16 protein-coding genes are annotated in these 14,444 nt (G+C 68.8%); 11 read left to right on the top strand and 5 right to left on the bottom strand.

All coding sequences use genetic code 11. The features are described 5' to 3' along the window. Nucleotides 1-192: 192 nt before the first annotated feature. A complete protein-coding gene (gene srmL / locus OHB24_RS05850; RefSeq protein WP_327637906.1) occupies nucleotides 193-1,311 on the top strand; it encodes a PheS-related mystery ligase SrmL in 1,119 nt (372 codons plus the stop codon). Here srmL and OHB24_RS05845 read toward each other — a convergent pair. Then, a complete protein-coding gene (locus OHB24_RS05845) occupies nucleotides 1,308-1,820 on the bottom strand; it encodes a hypothetical protein (protein WP_327637905.1) in 513 nt (170 codons plus the stop codon). The genes srmL and OHB24_RS05845 overlap by 4 nt on opposite strands. Nucleotides 1,821-1,986: 166 nt before the next feature. On the opposite strand from OHB24_RS05845, the gene OHB24_RS05840 reads away from it, so the two are divergent. From OHB24_RS05840 to OHB24_RS05830, 3 genes are read left to right on the top strand one after another with little or no spacing between them, the layout of a single operon-like run. Next, nucleotides 1,987-3,264, top strand: coding sequence for a sensor histidine kinase (locus OHB24_RS05840; RefSeq protein WP_327637904.1), 1,278 nt, complete (start codon nucleotides 1,987-1,989; stop codon nucleotides 3,262-3,264). 13 nt (nucleotides 3,265-3,277) lie between these two features. Further along, complete coding sequence (locus OHB24_RS05835) at nucleotides 3,278-3,922, top strand: response regulator transcription factor (RefSeq protein ID WP_327641020.1); 645 nt, start codon at nucleotides 3,278-3,280, stop codon at nucleotides 3,920-3,922. After that, nucleotides 3,922-4,614, top strand: coding sequence for a DUF4097 family beta strand repeat-containing protein (locus OHB24_RS05830; RefSeq protein ID WP_327637903.1), 693 nt, complete (start codon nucleotides 3,922-3,924; stop codon nucleotides 4,612-4,614). Before OHB24_RS05835 ends, OHB24_RS05830 begins: the two co-directional genes overlap by 1 nt. Here the strand turns inward: OHB24_RS05830 and OHB24_RS05825 are convergent. The 3 genes from OHB24_RS05825 to OHB24_RS05815 are packed head-to-tail and all read right to left on the bottom strand — an operon-like array spanning nucleotide 4,601 to nucleotide 8,147. Next, complete coding sequence (locus OHB24_RS05825) at nucleotides 4,601-5,239, bottom strand: bifunctional 4-hydroxy-2-oxoglutarate aldolase/2-dehydro-3-deoxy-phosphogluconate aldolase (protein ID WP_327637902.1); 639 nt, start codon at nucleotides 5,237-5,239, stop codon at nucleotides 4,601-4,603. The genes OHB24_RS05830 and OHB24_RS05825 overlap by 14 nt on opposite strands. Nucleotides 5,240-5,251: 12 nt before the next feature. Next, the gene (locus tag OHB24_RS05820) at nucleotides 5,252-6,841 is read right to left on the bottom strand and encodes an N-acyl-D-amino-acid deacylase family protein (protein WP_327637901.1); all 1,590 of its coding nucleotides are present in this window, start codon (nucleotides 6,839-6,841) and stop codon (nucleotides 5,252-5,254) included. 1 nt (nucleotide 6,842) lies between these two features. Continuing rightward, nucleotides 6,843-8,147: an amino acid deaminase gene (locus tag OHB24_RS05815; RefSeq protein ID WP_327637900.1), complete on the bottom strand. Its 1,305-nt coding sequence runs from the start codon at nucleotides 8,145-8,147 to the stop codon at nucleotides 6,843-6,845. Nucleotides 8,148-8,278: 131 nt separating this feature from the next. On the opposite strand from OHB24_RS05815, the gene OHB24_RS05810 reads away from it, so the two are divergent. From OHB24_RS05810 to OHB24_RS05800, 3 genes are read left to right on the top strand one after another with little or no spacing between them, the layout of a single operon-like run. Next, a complete protein-coding gene (locus tag OHB24_RS05810) occupies nucleotides 8,279-9,253 on the top strand; it encodes a sugar kinase (RefSeq protein ID WP_327637899.1) in 975 nt (324 codons plus the stop codon). Then, nucleotides 9,250-9,984 carry an IclR family transcriptional regulator gene (locus OHB24_RS05805; RefSeq protein WP_327637898.1) on the top strand — a complete coding sequence of 245 codons (735 nt, stop codon included), beginning with the start codon at nucleotides 9,250-9,252 and terminating at the stop codon, nucleotides 9,982-9,984. Before OHB24_RS05810 ends, OHB24_RS05805 begins: the two co-directional genes overlap by 4 nt. A gap of 33 nt (nucleotides 9,985-10,017) precedes the next feature. Continuing rightward, nucleotides 10,018-10,422 (top strand): RidA family protein, encoded by a 405-nt coding sequence (locus tag OHB24_RS05800; protein WP_327637897.1) that lies wholly within the window; start codon nucleotides 10,018-10,020, stop codon nucleotides 10,420-10,422. Here OHB24_RS05800 and OHB24_RS05795 read toward each other — a convergent pair. Then, entirely contained in the window at nucleotides 10,419-11,027 is a 609-nt protein-coding gene (locus tag OHB24_RS05795; protein WP_327637896.1) for an SMI1/KNR4 family protein, read from the bottom strand. The genes OHB24_RS05800 and OHB24_RS05795 overlap by 4 nt on opposite strands. 52 nt (nucleotides 11,028-11,079) lie before the next feature. Here OHB24_RS05795 and OHB24_RS05790 point away from each other — a divergent pair, with 52 nt between their 5' ends. The 4 genes from OHB24_RS05790 to rplL all read left to right on the top strand — a co-directional run bounded on the left by OHB24_RS05790 (nucleotide 11,080) and on the right by rplL (nucleotide 14,348). Further along, nucleotides 11,080-11,889, top strand: a complete 810-nt coding sequence (locus tag OHB24_RS05790; protein ID WP_327637895.1) for an IclR family transcriptional regulator — start codon at nucleotides 11,080-11,082, stop codon at nucleotides 11,887-11,889. Then, nucleotides 11,889-13,073 carry an MFS transporter gene (locus tag OHB24_RS05785; RefSeq protein ID WP_327637894.1) on the top strand — a complete coding sequence of 395 codons (1,185 nt, stop codon included), beginning with the start codon at nucleotides 11,889-11,891 and terminating at the stop codon, nucleotides 13,071-13,073. Before OHB24_RS05790 ends, OHB24_RS05785 begins: the two co-directional genes overlap by 1 nt. A gap of 213 nt (nucleotides 13,074-13,286) precedes the next feature. After that, complete coding sequence (gene rplJ / locus OHB24_RS05780; protein WP_327637893.1) at nucleotides 13,287-13,898, top strand: 50S ribosomal protein L10; 612 nt, start codon at nucleotides 13,287-13,289, stop codon at nucleotides 13,896-13,898. A 63-nt stretch (nucleotides 13,899-13,961) separates the two neighbouring features. Further along, nucleotides 13,962-14,348 (top strand): 50S ribosomal protein L7/L12, encoded by a 387-nt coding sequence (gene rplL / locus OHB24_RS05775; protein ID WP_130384663.1) that lies wholly within the window; start codon nucleotides 13,962-13,964, stop codon nucleotides 14,346-14,348. Nucleotides 14,349-14,444 lie beyond the last annotated feature (96 nt).

Below are 14,444 nucleotides of genomic sequence, written 5' to 3'. Positions count from 1 at the left end.
ACCGAATTTCGCGGCGGAGGGTGCTGGCCGGACGGTACAGTGGACCGCATGACGCAGTACGGGCGGCGATTTCTGCGCCCCGGCCGGCACGACGGTGCCGACGGGGTGAGCTGCTGCTGCGCTCTCTCCTGAGGTGACCGCGGCCGACCGGGGTGGACCCCCCGTCGAGACCGTCATCCTGGAGAGAAACCCATGTCTGTCCTCACTGTTGAAGAACTGCACTCTGCCCTCGCGCTGCGCGACCTCACCGATCCGGCCCAGGGTTCGCACGCCGTCCAGCTCGTCGTCGATTCGATCCGTACGGCGCTCGACGCGGCCTGGCCGTACACCGAGATCTGGACCCGTCGCGACCATCCCGTCGTACCGATGGCCGACAACTACGACAACCTCGGGTACGCCGCCGGCGCGGTGACTCGGGAGGCTCGCTACACGCGCTACGTGTCCGAGACCGAGGTGTTGCGAAGTCACACGTCGGCGATGATCCCGCCCGCGCTTCGTGAGCTGGCCGGGTCGGAGTCGTCCGATGTGCTGATGATCTGCGCCGGTATCTGTTACCGCCGGGACTCGGTCGACTGGCAGCACACCGGTACGCCGCATCAGCTCGACCTGTGGCGGGTCAGCCGCAACGTGACCCTGGGCGAACCGGAGCTGGAGGACATGATCGCCCGTCTGGTCGACACCGTCCTACCTGGTCAGACCTACCGCACCGTGCCGGCGGTCCACCCGTACACGATCCACGGCCGGCAGATCGATGTCCTGCTGGACGATCAGTGGATCGAGATCGGTGAATGCGGGGTCGCCGCGCCGCACGTCCTGCGCATGGCCGGTCTGGACGACAGCTGGACCGGCCTCGCGATGGGGCCCGGCCTGGATCGGCTGCTCATGCTCCGCAAGGGGATCCGTGACATCCGCCTGCTCCGCTCGACGGACCCGCGGGTGGCGGGGCAGATGCTGGATCTCGCGCCGTACAAGGCCGTCTCGTCGATGCCGCCGGTACGTCGCGACCTGTCCGTCGTGGTCGACGAGTCCGCAGACGTGTCGGCGGAGGTACTCGGTGACAAGGTGCGCGCCGCGCTCGGGCCGGACGCCGATGCCGCGGAGTCGCTGGAGGTGCTGGGCGAAACGTCGTACGACGACTTGCCGACGGGGGCTCGTGAGCGTCTCCAGATGACTCCCGGTCAACGGAACCTCCTGGTCAGACTGGTCCTGCGGCCGGTGGATCGCACGCTCATCGACGCGGAGGCGAATGCCTTGCGCGACAAGGTCTACCGAGCGCTGCACGAGGGTCCTGTGCTCGAGCTGATCGGCTAGGCCCGGCGGAGTTCGCGGGCGGCGACCACGAAGGCGCACACGGCCAGCGGCAGCTCCAGGAGGAGCGCCTCGGTCACCGAGAGGGTGCGATCGAGCCCGGCCGCCGCCGTACTCACGTCGAACCAGGCGTCGGCCGTCAGCAGCGTCCCGGCAGCCATCGCGGTCAGAGCGGCGTACCTGTTGCGGGTGTGCAGCAGGTACGCCGTGAGTCCGGCGGCGATCGCGGTACCGCAGTCGAGACCGATCCACGTGAGCTTCCAGTGGCCGGCCTGGTAGGTGCTCGGCAGCGTGGCCGCGAGAATCAGGCACCAAGGAAGCAGCACTGCCGCAACCCCGGCGGCAACGAGCGCGGCCAGGCCTCCGGGGGAGCGGCGGGCGCGGATCCTGCCGTCCAGCCGGCCCTCGGCGATGTAGTCGTCGAGCGCATCGGCTACCCGGTCGTCGATCGCGTCACCGAGTCTCCCGTCCATGTCCCGGCCGAGATCGCCGGGGATCGCTGTCGTCGTCATGGCTTCGAGCATCCCGGCGACGGCCGCGCGGCACAGTCCGGCCAGCCCACGAACAGGGGTGGGGATAACCCCCGGTCGGGCCCGTGGGCTGTCCTCATGCCGCCGGCTCGGGCCGACGACGTAAGTTGTGACGGCAAGCAGGCGCTGACACGGGGAGGTGGTCCGGATGACGGTTGCTGCGAATCCGGTTCCCCGGACGCCCTGGCGACTGTGGCGGTCGCCGTACTTGTGGTTGGCAACCATCCACATCCTGGGTGACGCGGTCGTGGTGCTCACGTCCGGCCTGCTGGTGCTGGCCACGGTCCTGGTCGCCTTGCTGGCTTGGCCGCTCGGGTACGTCGGGATTCCGCTGAGCGTCGGCGCGAACCGGTTCGTGTACCGGGTGGCCGGATGGGAGCGAGCGCGGGCCCGGATCACGCGCGGGCAGGTCATCCCGCCGCTGATCCCGCCGCTGCCGGCCGGATCACGGGTCGCCGATGCGAGGCTTGCGGTGACCGACCGCGGGATGTGGCAGCAGTTCCTGTACTACCTGCTGCTGTTGCCGCTGGCAATCGTTTGGCTGGTGCTGATCCCGGCCGCGTGGTCGGTGCCTCCGGTGCTGATCGCGTTGCCGCTGTACTACGACCGGTTCGCCGCCTCGCAGGCCCAGCTCGGGCCCTTTGTGATCGACTCGCCCAAGTCCGCCGCGATGGTGGCGATCGTCGCGGCCGTGTTCCTGCTGGTGGTGTCGCCCTGGCTGATGCGGCTGGCGTCGGCCCTGGACGCGGAGCTCGCGCGGAGGTTGCTCGGCCGGTCCGAGAGCGGTGCCCTGGCGGAGCGCGTCACGCAGCTGGTGACGAGCCGGCAGCAGGTGGTCGACTCCGTCGAGGCCGAGCGGCGGCGGATGGAGCGTGACCTGCACGACGGCGCCCAGCAGCGGCTCGTCTCGCTGGCGATGACGCTCGGCCGCGCCAAGAATCGCCTGGGGAACAAGGAGCCCGCGGTGCGCGCGTTGATCGAGGAGGCGCATTCGGAGGCGATGCAGGCGATCGCCGAGATCCGCGACCTGACCAGAGGACTCCATCCGCCGGTGCTGTCCGATCGCGGTTTGGACGCGGCGCTGTCGGCGGTGGCGGTCCGATCACCGGTGCCGGTCCACCTGAGGGTCGACATCCAGGTACGGCCGTCGCTGACGATCGAATCGATCGCGTACTTCGTGGTGACAGAGGCGCTGGCCAACGTGGCCAAACATGCTGAGGCGGCGCACGTGGAGGTGACGGTGAGACGGGCCGGCGACGTTCTACGGGTCGAGGTGCGGGACGACGGGCAAGGTGGCGCCGATCCGTCCAAGGGCACCGGGTTGCGCGGGCTGACCGATCGGGTGGCCGGCGTCGACGGATGGCTCACGGTGGAGAGTCCACCGGGTGGCGGGACCACCTTGATCGCGGAGGTGCCCTGTGGTTGAGGAGATCAAGCAGATGCGGGTGGTGATCGCCGAGGACTCGGTGCTGCTGCGTGAGGGCATCGTGCGGCTGCTGGAGGAGCAGGACTGCGTGGTGGTCGCGGCGGTCGGGGACGGCGACGCGTTGCTGAAGGCGGTCGAGGCGCATCGGCCGGACGTGTGCGTGGTCGACGTACGGATGCCGCCGTCGTTCACCGACGAGGGACTGCGGGCGGCACTGGTGATCCGCGAGCAGTACGCCGAGGTCGGCGTACTGGTGCTGTCGCAGTACGTCGAGGAGCGCTATGCGAGTGAACTGATCGGTGGCAACCCGGGCGGTGTCGGGTACCTGCTCAAGGACCGGGTGGCGGATGTCGATCAGTTCATCGACGGGCTGCGCCGGGTCGCGGGCGGTGGCGCGGCGCTGGATCCGGAAGTGATCTCGCAGTTGCTGGTGCGATCGCGGAAGCTCGATCCGCTCGCGGTGCTGAGTCCGCGGGAACAGGACGTGCTGCGGGCGATGGCGGAGGGCAAGTCGAACGCCGGGATCGCCCAGGCACTCGTCGTCGGTGAAGGCGCCGTGGAGAAGCACATCAGCAACATCTTCCTGAAGCTCCGGTTGTCGCCGACCGACGGCGAGCACCGCCGGGTGCTCGCCGTGCTCAAGTACCTGGATACGTGATGACGAACGCGCAGCGCAGGATGCTGATCATCGGACTGGTGCCGGTGCTGGTGCTCATGATCACCGGCGCAGCGGTCACCGTGTCTTTGATCCGGGGGAAACTGCCGTACGAGTACTCGGCCTCGTTCACGCCCGGACCGCAAGGCGTGAAGGTGGTGTCGGGCGTGGCGTTGCAGTTGCTGGCGAGCGCCGACGGACAGGTGCATGTGACGGTCGACGGGACGTACGCCGTCGCGCAGCCCGTCGTCAAGGCGTCGACGGTCGGCGGCGTGCTGGACGTCGAGACCACCTGTCCCGACGTGCGCTGCGACGTGGAGCTGACGGTGGAGGTGCCGAGCACGGCCGCCGTCCACGCCAAGGCAGAGGGGACGTCGATGACTGCGACCGGCGTCGCTTCGCCGCTGACAGTGGAAGCCACCGACGCGTCGGTCACCCTGACTCGAGTGCGGAGCCCGCGGGTTTCGGTGGACGCGGTGCACGGTTCGATCGACATGCTCTTCGACAGTGCACCGAATCAGGTCACCGCCACGGCCAGCGAGGGTTCTCTCATGGTGCAGCTCCCGCGTACGGCGACGTACGCGATCGACGCGCTCGCGGCCCAAGGCTCGACCCAGGTCGACGTACCGAACGACCCCAGTTCCTCGAACCGCCTCTACCTACGAACCAGCTACGGCAGCATCACCGTTCAATAGCTGCGCAGAAGCTCTTGGCCTTCGCCGTGATGGACTCCCAGTTGGAGGCGGCTACGTCGGTGGGGGAGACGACGTCGGTGCCGGCGCTGACGGCCAGGGCGCCGGCGGCCAGGAAGTCCGGGGCGTTGGTGGCGTTGACGCCGCCGGACGGGATCAGTTGGACGCCGGGGAACGGGCCGTTGAGGTCCTTGAAGTACTTCGGGCCGAGCTGGTGGGCGGGGAAGATCTTCACCGCGGCCGAGCCGAGGGCGAGCGCGGTCATCACCTCGGACGGCGTGAAGGCGCCGAGCACCACGGGGATGCCGGCGGTACGCGCGGCCTCGGCGATCGCGCCGGCCTCAGGGCCCTGCCCGGGGGTGACGAGGAACTGGGCACCGGCGTTGATCGCCTGCGTGGCCTGGTCCCCGGTCTGAACGGTGCCGGCGCCGACGACCGCGCCGGTCTCGGCCGCGGTGGAGGCGGCGCGTTCCAGATGCCGGGGGAGCTCCGGGGTGGTGTAGGTGAGCTCGACGACGTGGATGCCGCCGGCAACCAACGCGGCGCAGAGGTCGCGGGCGTCCGAGATCTCCGGGGCGCGGACGACAGTCAGAACCTGATCGGCTCTGAGCAGCTCCAGGGTGTTCACAACAAGTTCCTTTCAGCTGGCGGTACGGCGAATCGAGCGGCCGGGGCGGGTGGCCGTTCGGTGGGAGTCGTCGATGACAGGGGTGCCGTTGACGAAGACGTACGGGATGCCTGCGGCTTGCCGGCGGGGTTCGGGGAACGTGGCGGTGTCCTGGACCGTGACCGGGTCGAAGAGGACCAGGTCCGCGGCGTACCCCTCGCGGATCAGCCCGCGGTCCGGGAGCCGGAGGCGACGGGCGGGACGGCCCGTGAGGTGGTGGATGCAGTCGGCGAGGTCGAGTACGCCGAGCTCGCGGACGTAGCGGGCGAGGTACCGCGGGAAGGTGCCCCACGACCGCGGGTGCGGTTTCCCGCCGACCAGGATCCCGTCCGAGCCGCCGGTGTGCGACGGGTGCTGCATGATCGCGCGCACGTTCTCCTCGTGGCCGACGTGCTGCAGGATCGAGGTGGCGAGGTCGTCGGCGAGCAGGATCTCGAAGAAGACGTCCGAGGCCGGCGTGCCGGTGCGTGCCGCGAGGGCCGCGACGGTGTTGCCGACCGCGTCGGACAGGGCCGGGTTGCGGACGCCGCCGATCTCGATCGTGTCCCACTCCACCACGCAGCCGTGGCAGCCGTCGGTCCCGATCTGCTCCAGTTCGTAGCTGATGCGCTCCCGCGCGGACGGATCGCGGAGCCGGGCGAGCAGCGCGTCCGGTCCGCCCTCGGCTGTCCAGCTCGGCAGGATCGCCGCCAGGGTCGTGGCCCCGGGGAGATACGGATAGGTGTCGGTCGTGACGTCCACCCCGGACGCGAGCGCCTTGTCGATCATCTCGACCAGCTCGGCGCCTCGGCCGGCGTTCGGGGCGAAGTTCATCACCGCGTGGGTCAGGTGCAGCGCACACGCGGAGCGGCGTGCCACGTCGACCATCTCGGCGTACGCGTCGAGAGCGCCCTTGCCGTACGAGCGTTGATGCGGGGCGTAGTACCCGCCGTACGACGCGACGACCTCGCACAGCTCGACCAGCTCGTCGGTGCCGGCGAACATGCCGGGCGTGTACGTGAGCCCGCTGCTCATCCCGACCGCCCCGTCGCGCAGGCCGTCGGCGAGCAACTGCTTCATCCGCGCGATCTCCTCGACGGTCGCCGGACGGTTGGACGTGCCAACAACCATCAGGCGCAGCGTGCCCTGCGGGACCAGGTACGCCGCGTTGCAGGCGATCCCCTGGTCGAGGCGGTCGAGGTACCCGGCGACCGTCGACCAGGAGAAGTCGAAGTCGTCCGGTTCCCCGTTCCAGCCGGCGATCTGGCGGCGTACGACGGCCCGCGTCGGACCGTCGATCGGGGCGAAGGACAGGCCGTCCTGGCCGAGGACCTCGAGCGTCACGCCCTGGCTGACCTTGGCGGTGTGGTCGGGGTTGACCAGGATCTGCAGGTCCGAGTGCGAGTGCATGTCGATGAACCCGGGCGACAGCACCAGCCCGTCCGCGTCGATCGTCCGGTGCGCGGCCGGGAGGTCGTTGCCGATGGCCACGATCTGGCCGGCGTCCACCGCGACGTCGGCGTGGTACCCGGGTGCGCCGGAGCCGTCGACGACCAAGGCCCCCGTGATCAGCAGATCGCTCATGTCAGAAGAACGTCCGGACCAGGTCGACGATGACGGGGTCCGCGGCGTCCGGGTCGTCGACGACCGGGATCAGGCCCCATTTGTCGAAGGCCGTGCAGGGATGCGACAGGCCGACGCGCAGTTCGTCGCCGATCACCACGTCCTGGTCGTCGCCGAACTGCAGGTAGCCGTGCTGGTCGTTGAGGTTCGTCACCTTCATCCCGGTAGCCGGCAGGATCGGCGAGCCGTCCGACCGCGGCCGGATCAGCTGCGGTTCGGGATAGTCCTGGTCGAACGGGAAGTCGCGGCGCCCGCCGTCGAAGATCGCCAGGCCCGGCTCGGGTTGCGATGTGATCCGCATCCACCCATGCATGGCCGGCACGAGCTGCTCGCCGTCCGTCCGCGGGTGCTCGCCGAGCGGCGACAGCCGACGGTAGAGGCCGTCGTCGTGGGAGATGTACGCGCCGGAACGCAGTACTACCCGAGCGCCTTCGCCCGCCTCCGACGCGAGTACCTTCGCGACCTGCTCGAAGTACTGGCTCCCGCCCGCGCTGACGATCGGTACGACGTCGTCGTCGTACAGCGGCCGGAGCCGGTGGTGAACGGTCGCGAGCTCCCTCAGGTACGCGCGGACCTCTTCGAGGTTGGCCTCGTCGACGCCGTGCCCGATCGCGCCTTCGTAGCCGGCGACGCCGACGAGGCGCAGCGTGGACGCGTCGGCGATCGCGTCGCCGACGGCCAGCGCGGTCTCGAGATCCCGGGCGCCGGTCCGGCCGCCGATGCCGCCGACCTCGACCATCACGTCGAGCGGTCGGGCGTCCGCGCCGACGTACGCCGAGCGGGCCGCCTCCATGATCTCGACGGTGCGGACCGAGTCGGCCCACATCATCACCTCGAACGACGGGTCGGCCGCGAGCTCGTCGGCGATCCAGCGCAGCTGCAGGGGCGAGATCACCGCGTTGGCGATCAGTACCCGCTGTACGCCGTACGCGCGGGCGACGCCGAGCTGGAACCCGTTCGCGAGGGTGATCGCCCAGGCACCGGCGTCCAGCTGCATCGCCCAGAGGGCGGGCGCCATCGTGGTTTTGCCGTGCGGCGCGAGCTCCACGCCGTGCCGGGTGCACCAGGTGGCGAGGGTGTCGACGTTGTGTCGCAGGCCGGGAGCCGACAGCGTCATCAGCGGAGTGGGGAGCTGGGACAGCCGAGGCCGACCGGCCAGCACCTCCGCGACGGTACGGCCCCAGAAGGCGGGCGGCAGGGCCTTGTCCTGCCAGCTCACCTGCTGATCGGCGAGAGCGGCGACGGTGTCGGCATCGTAAGCAGGCATCTAACCCCCTGGGTTGGGATTGCAGAATACGCAACGCTCATTGCGTATTCTGACTCGTCGGTTGTAGCATCGCGCCCGAAGTCACGTCAACGCGCGTCCCTATCCCATCACCCCGCCGCCAAGGAGTGCCGATGCCCGAACCGCTCCCTGAGACGGACGCGATCTGCCTGGGTGAGGCGATGATCATGCTGGCGGGCGGGCCGGGGCCCCTCAAAGACGTGGAGACGTTCCGGCGGTCGGTCGGCGGGGCGGAGTGCAACGTGGCCGGTGGGCTGGCGGCGCTCGGCGTACCGACCGGGTGGATCTCGCGGCTCGGTGACGACGGCTTCGGCCAGCACGTACTGCGGGATCTGCAGGCGCGTGGTGTCGACGTCGGAGGTGTGGAGCTGGACCCGCTCCGGCCGACCGCGCTCTACGTGAAGGAGTCGGAGGACGGGCGCTCCCGCATGCACTACTACCGGACCGGCTCCGCGGCTGCTGCCATGGACCCCGGGTTCCTGGACCGGTCGGAGGTCAGCGAGCGACTCAAGCAGGCCAAGCTGGTGCACACGACCGGAATCACTGCAGCGATCTCCACCACCAGTGCGGAGATGCTGGAGCGGCTGGCGACCGAGCCACGTGAGTTCCTGCTCAGCGTGGACCTGAACTGGCGGCCGGCGCTGTGGCGGGACAGGGATCCCGAGCCGTTGTGGCGGTTGCTGAAAGCGGCCGACATCGTGCTGATCGGTGCTGACGAGGCGCAGGTCTTCGCAGGGACAGGTGATCCGGACGAGCTGTACGAGCGCATCGGGGTGCCGACTCTGGTGGTGAAGGATGACGCGCACACAGCGATGGTGCTCGAGCAGAACGGCCGTACCGAGGTCCCAGCGCTGTCGGTAGGTGTCGTGGAGACCGTCGGAGCGGGGGACGCGTTTGCGGCGGGATTCCTCACTGGCACGTTGCAACAGCTTCCGATGGTGCAGCGGTTGCGGTTGGGGCATTTGACTGCGGCAGCTGTTTTGACAGCGCCAGAGGACCACGCACCGCCTCCAGTCCGCGAGGTGCGTGAGCGACTGCTGACCTGCACCGACGAGGAGTGGGCGGCGACGAAGATCGGTGCGGTATGAGTCAGAGCCTCGGCAGGGCGTTGCAGATCCTCAAGAGCCTCGGCGAGGGGGAGCGGTCGCTTGACCAGCTCGCGACCGAGCTAGGCGTTCACAAGACGACAGTGCTGCGGCTCCTACGCACTATGGAGGCAGAGCGGTTCGTACGGCGTGACTCGGCGCATCGCTACCGCCTGGGCTCGCAGCTGTTCGCACTCGCGGACGTCGCGCGCGAGCAACACGTCGTACGGCAGGTTGCTGCACCGCATCTGCGCGAGCTGAACCAGAAGACCGGCCAGACGGTTCACCTGGCCGCGTGGGAGAACGGTGAGGTCATCTACGTCGACAAGCTCGACAGTGTGCGCTCGGTGCGCATGTACTCGCAGGTCGGCGTACCGGCGGCTCTGCACTGCACTGCGGTCGGCAAGGTGCTGCTGGCTGCGCAGCCGAAACGGCAACGGGAGGCGGTGCTGGCGATGCTGGACTACAAGGTGTACACGCCGAACACCATCACCGACGCGGACCGGTTGCGGGACGAGCTGCAGGTGACCAAAGCGCGTGGCTGGGCGCAGGACAAGGCAGAGCACGAGTCGTTCATCAACTGCATCGGGGCGCCGCTGAGTGACAGCACCGGGCGCGTTGTCGGGGCCGTGTCGTTGTCGGTGCCCGACGTACTGCTGAACTATGACCAGGTGCTCGAGCTGCTCCCCGAGTTGCTCGCCACCGCCAACGCGATCAGTGCCGACTACAACTGAAGTGCCGACTACAACTGAGAGGTGTCAGACCTGATGTCCGACAAGACCGCAGTCTCCACCACCGACGCGCCGCCGCCGATGCCGGTGTTCTCGCAGGGCGTCCGCAAGGGCAACATCCTGCAGGTCTCCGGCCAGGGCTCGGTCGACCCGGCCAGCGGCGACTTCGTGTTCAAGGGTGACGTGAAGGCCCAGACCACCCGGGTGCTGCAGAACATCGAGGCGATCCTGAAGGCCGGTGGCGGGAGCATCGACGACGTGGTGATGCTGCGCGTCTACCTCACCCAGCGCGAGGACTTCGCCGCGATGAACGAGGCGTACGCCGAGTTCGTGTCGACCCGCACGCCGAGCGGTGTGCTGCCTTCGCGGACCACCGTCTTCACCGGCCTGCCGCTGCCGGACATGCTCGTCGAGATCGACGCACTTGCGGTCCTGAGCTAGTTCGTGACCGGTACCCGGATCAGTGGCTCGTCGTTGACGGTCTGCTGGTCCGGGCCGAGATCCCACCAGAGCTCTTGGCGGGTGGTGAGGTACGGGTACCAGCCGTTGACGCCGGTGCCGTGGTGCAGTGAATGCACCACCTCCGAGAGGTACGACGCGAGGTCCGGCCAGGCGGTGTCGAAGTCGCCGGTCCCGTCGTGAGCCGCCATACCCAGTCGCCCGCGCACGGGCCCGGGGCGCAGGTCGATGACCTGCAGATCACCGTCACCGTCGGCCCACGGGATCCAGGCCGGATGCCAGTAGGGCTCCGGTTCGGGCTGATGGACGGCGAAACCGTCGACATCCTCGGCGAGGTCCATCCGCAGCTGCCAGTTCTCGGCGATCTGGGCTGCGCTCGACGGCGGCGCCTCCGGTAGGAGGTTCGCCCAGGACGTCAGTCCGTTGTGGCACCGCAGCGACTCGATCAGCTCGGGTGGCAGGTCGACCACGCGCTGAGCCGTCTCCAGTTCCGCGTCGGTGGCCGGCGGCGCGAGTACGGCGTACGTCGTCGGAGCGTGCTGGGCGAGCCAGTCGTCGAGCCGGCTCCAGGAGGCGGTGATGCTCACCGGCTGGACACTACCTCGACAGCTTTCCCGTATCGCGGGATAAAGTTTCACCATGCAGGAAACGCGCGGTTCGGTGCAGTCGATCGACCGCGCTGTGGCCATCCTCCGCTGCTTCGACGCGCGCACGCCGGACCTCGGGATCAGCGACCTGGCGCGGGCGACCGGCCTGTCCACGAGCACCGTGCACCGGCTGCTGCTCGCCATGCAGGAGAACGGGCTCGTCCGGCAGACCGCCCACCGCCGGTACGCGATCGGCCCGCTGGTCGTGCAACTGGCGCACAGCGGCGGGATTCCGGCTGGCCTACGTGACGCTGCCCTGCCGGTGCTGCGTGCACTCCGCGATGACACAGGGGAGACCGCGGCGGTGCACGAGTTGCTCCCGTCAGGGCAGCGCGTCGTCCTCGACCAGGTCGAGAGCCATCACCAGTTGCGCCGTACCTACACGGAGTTCGGCCTGCCGGTCGCCCTGCCGCTCGGTGCGCCGGGGAAGGCGTTGCTCGCGTTCCTGCCATTCGAGCGGCAGCAGGAGGTCCTGAAGGGCCCGCTCGAACAGGTGCTGCCCGCGACGATCACCGACCCGGAGGTGCTCGCGGAGCAGTTCGCGGCGATCCGCCGGCGCGGGTACGCGATGTCGCGGACCGAGCGGACGCCAGGGATCTGCAGCGTCGCGGCGCCGGTGTTCGGCTACTCCGGTGAGGTCGCCGGCTGTCTGAGTGTCTCCGGCCCCGAGATGCGGATGCCGGTCGAGCGGATGGAGGAGTTCGGGATGAGGGTCGCCGAAGGTGCCTGGTCGGTGTCGGAGTTGCTGGGGGCCACCCCGGTCGCCCGGGACCGCAGTACGGCGCTGGCCGGCGGCCGGTGATGTCACAGGCCCGGAGCCTCTGGAAAATCGCACCTGCGGTCTATCTGCCCGCTCTGCTGTACGGAATCGGTCAAGGCGCGATCGCACCCGTCGTAGCGCTGTCGGCCACGCACCTGGGCGCCTCGGTCGCTGTAGCCGGTCTGGTCGTTGCTGCAGCCGGACTGGGCCAGGTGATCGGTGACATCCCAGCTGGCGCACTCACGAACCGCATTGGCGAGCGCAGCGCGATGCTGTCCGCCACCGTCCTCGTAGCGCTTGCACTGGCAGCCTGTCTGGTCGTTCCCACCGTCTGGGGTTTGGCCATCGCCATCGGCTGCACCGGACTGGCCGGTGCCGTCTGGGGCCTCGCCCGACAGGCCTACCTGAGTGAGGCCGTACCGATCCAGCTACGGGCGCGTGCACTGTCCACACTGGGCGGCGTACAGCGCATCGGCTCGTTCATCGGCCCGTTCCTCGGTGCGGGCGCGATGAAGTTCCTCGGTACGGACGGCGCGTACTGGGTGCACCTGGTGGCCGCAGTACTCGCCTGTGCGGTCCTGGTGAGCCTGCCGGACGTCGCCAACAGACGCGGGAAGGGACCGATCGCGGCACAGTCGACCTGGGGCGTCATCCGCGACCACTTCCCGGTACTGCGGACTCTCGGTGTCGGAGCGTTGCTCGTCGGGGCGGTGCGGGCGTCGCGGCAGGTGGTGATCCCGCTGTGGGCGCTGCACATCGGGCTGGACGCGCAGACGACCAGCATCATCTTCGGACTGTCCGGTGCGGTGGACATGTTGCTGTTCTATCCGGCCGGTTCGGTGATGGACCGGCTCGGTCGCAAGTGGGTCGCCGTACCGTCGATGATCGTGCTGGGGCTGGCACATCTGCTGCTGCCGTTGACGCACACCATGGCCACGCTGACCGCGGTCGCGCTGCTGATGGGGATCGGGAACGGCCTGGGCGCCGGGGTCATCATGACCCTCGGCGCGGACGCCTCACCGCCGATCGGAAGGGCCCAGTTCCTCGGCGCCTTCCGCCTCTTCGCCGACACCGGCAACGGCGCCGGCCCCCTCTTACTCGCGGGCGCGACCGCACTGCTCGGGCTCGGGCCGGCGATCGTGATCATGGCCGGAACCGGCTGGGCGGCGGCCACCGCCATGCACCGCTGGATCCCACCGCATCCGAGAGCAGAACAATCTGCCTGAGCAACCGATTTGGTTGCCAAGCTGGACGTTGATACTGTTATCGAGCCGAAGACCGCTGGTTGCTGCCCTAGGTAGCTGAAAGTCCCACTCAGGTGGGCGGCCCGCGCAGGTGACTTGGATAGTGACATTTATGTTCACGCCCCTTGCGCCTGCGCAGGGGCGTTTTTCATTGTCAGGGGTCCTCGGCAAGGAAGCCGAAAGAAGGAGACCCCCATGGCGAGGCCGGACAAGGCAGCCGCTGTCGCGGAGCTGACGGACGAGTTCCGTAGCTCCAACGGCGCCGTGCTGACCGAGTACCGCGGTCTCACCGTTGCGCAGCTCAAGCAATTGCGAGTTTCGCTCGGTGACGACGTGAACTACGCCGTGGTGAAGAACACGCTGACCAAGATCGCGGCCAAGGATGCGGGAGTCGACTCGTTCGACTCGCTGCTCGAAGGCCCCTCGGCAATCGCCTTCATCAAGGGCGACCCGGTGGTTGCGGCCAAGGGACTGCGTGACTTCGCCAAGGCGAACCCCCTGCTCGTCATCAAGGGTGGAGTGCTGGAAGGTAAGGCACTCGGCTCTGACGAGATCAGCAAGCTCGCTGACCTGGAGTCGCGTGAGGTTCTCCTCGCGAAGCTCGCAGGTGCGATGAAGGCGGCCCCGCAGCAAGCGGTGTCGTTGTTCGCTGCTCCGCTGTCGCAGGCCGCGCGCCTGTTCGCGGCGCTGCAGGACAAGTTGCCGGCCGCGGAAGCCCCTGTGCAGGACGCAGTGGCGGACGTTCAGGACACGGTCGAGGCACCTGCCGAGGCGAGCACCGAGGAGACTGCCGCAGCCGACAGCTGAGGCAGCTCACGTAACACCCCCATCAGTGATCACCAAGCACCATTGTTAGGAAGGACCGCCACCATGGCGAAGCTCAGCACCGAAGAGCTCCTCGGCCAGTTCAAGGAACTGACCCTGCTGGAGCTGTCGGAGTTCGTTAAGGCGTTCGAGGAGGAGTTCGGCGTCACCGCCGCCGCCCCGGTCGCCGTTGCCGCTGCTCCGGGCGCCCCGGCTGCCGCTGCCGAAGAGGCTGCGGAGCAGGACGAGTTCGACGTCGTCCTCGAGGCGGCCGGCGACAAGAAGATCCAGGTCATCAAGGAGGTGCGCGGTCTCACGAGCCTCGGCCTGAAGGAGGCCAAGGACCTCGTCGAGTCGGCCCCGAAGCCGATCCTGGAGAAGGTCGACAAGGCTGCCGCGGAGAAGGCCAAGGAGGCCCTCGAGGGCGCCGGCGCCACCGTCACGCTGAAGTAACTTCGATTACGTTCCGCTGCGGGACGTAACGAATGTGTAGAGAAGGGCGGTCCCCGCAGGGGGGCCGCCCTTCTGGCATTTCGGCTCGCTAGGATC

This window comes from Kribbella sp. NBC_00482, assembly GCF_036013725.1.
GTDB lineage: Bacteria > Actinomycetota > Actinomycetes > Propionibacteriales > Kribbellaceae > Kribbella.
Note: the sequence above shows the minus strand (reverse complement) of the source record. Positions and strands in the feature narration are given on the sequence as shown.

Coding starts and splice junctions, on each gene's coding strand:
- rplJ (WP_327637893.1), top strand. CDS start 13,287: ATGGCGAGGCCGGACAAGGCAGCCGCTGTCGCGGAGCTGACGGACGAG.
- OHB24_RS05805 (WP_327637898.1), top strand. CDS start 9,250: ATGAGTCAGAGCCTCGGCAGGGCGTTGCAGATCCTCAAGAGCCTCGGC.
- OHB24_RS05810 (WP_327637899.1), top strand. CDS start 8,279: ATGCCCGAACCGCTCCCTGAGACGGACGCGATCTGCCTGGGTGAGGCG.
- OHB24_RS05820 (WP_327637901.1), bottom strand. CDS start 6,841: ATGAGCGATCTGCTGATCACGGGGGCCTTGGTCGTCGACGGCTCCGGC.
- OHB24_RS05785 (WP_327637894.1), top strand. CDS start 11,889: ATGTCACAGGCCCGGAGCCTCTGGAAAATCGCACCTGCGGTCTATCTG.
- OHB24_RS05790 (WP_327637895.1), top strand. CDS start 11,080: ATGCAGGAAACGCGCGGTTCGGTGCAGTCGATCGACCGCGCTGTGGCC.
- OHB24_RS05815 (WP_327637900.1), bottom strand. CDS start 8,147: ATGCCTGCTTACGATGCCGACACCGTCGCCGCTCTCGCCGATCAGCAG.
- rplL (WP_130384663.1), top strand. CDS start 13,962: ATGGCGAAGCTCAGCACCGAAGAGCTCCTCGGCCAGTTCAAGGAACTG.
- OHB24_RS05835 (WP_327641020.1), top strand. CDS start 3,278: ATGCGGGTGGTGATCGCCGAGGACTCGGTGCTGCTGCGTGAGGGCATC.
- srmL (WP_327637906.1), top strand. CDS start 193: ATGTCTGTCCTCACTGTTGAAGAACTGCACTCTGCCCTCGCGCTGCGC.
- OHB24_RS05800 (WP_327637897.1), top strand. CDS start 10,018: ATGTCCGACAAGACCGCAGTCTCCACCACCGACGCGCCGCCGCCGATG.
- OHB24_RS05845 (WP_327637905.1), bottom strand. CDS start 1,820: ATGACGACGACAGCGATCCCCGGCGATCTCGGCCGGGACATGGACGGG.
- OHB24_RS05840 (WP_327637904.1), top strand. CDS start 1,987: ATGACGGTTGCTGCGAATCCGGTTCCCCGGACGCCCTGGCGACTGTGG.
- OHB24_RS05830 (WP_327637903.1), top strand. CDS start 3,922: ATGACGAACGCGCAGCGCAGGATGCTGATCATCGGACTGGTGCCGGTG.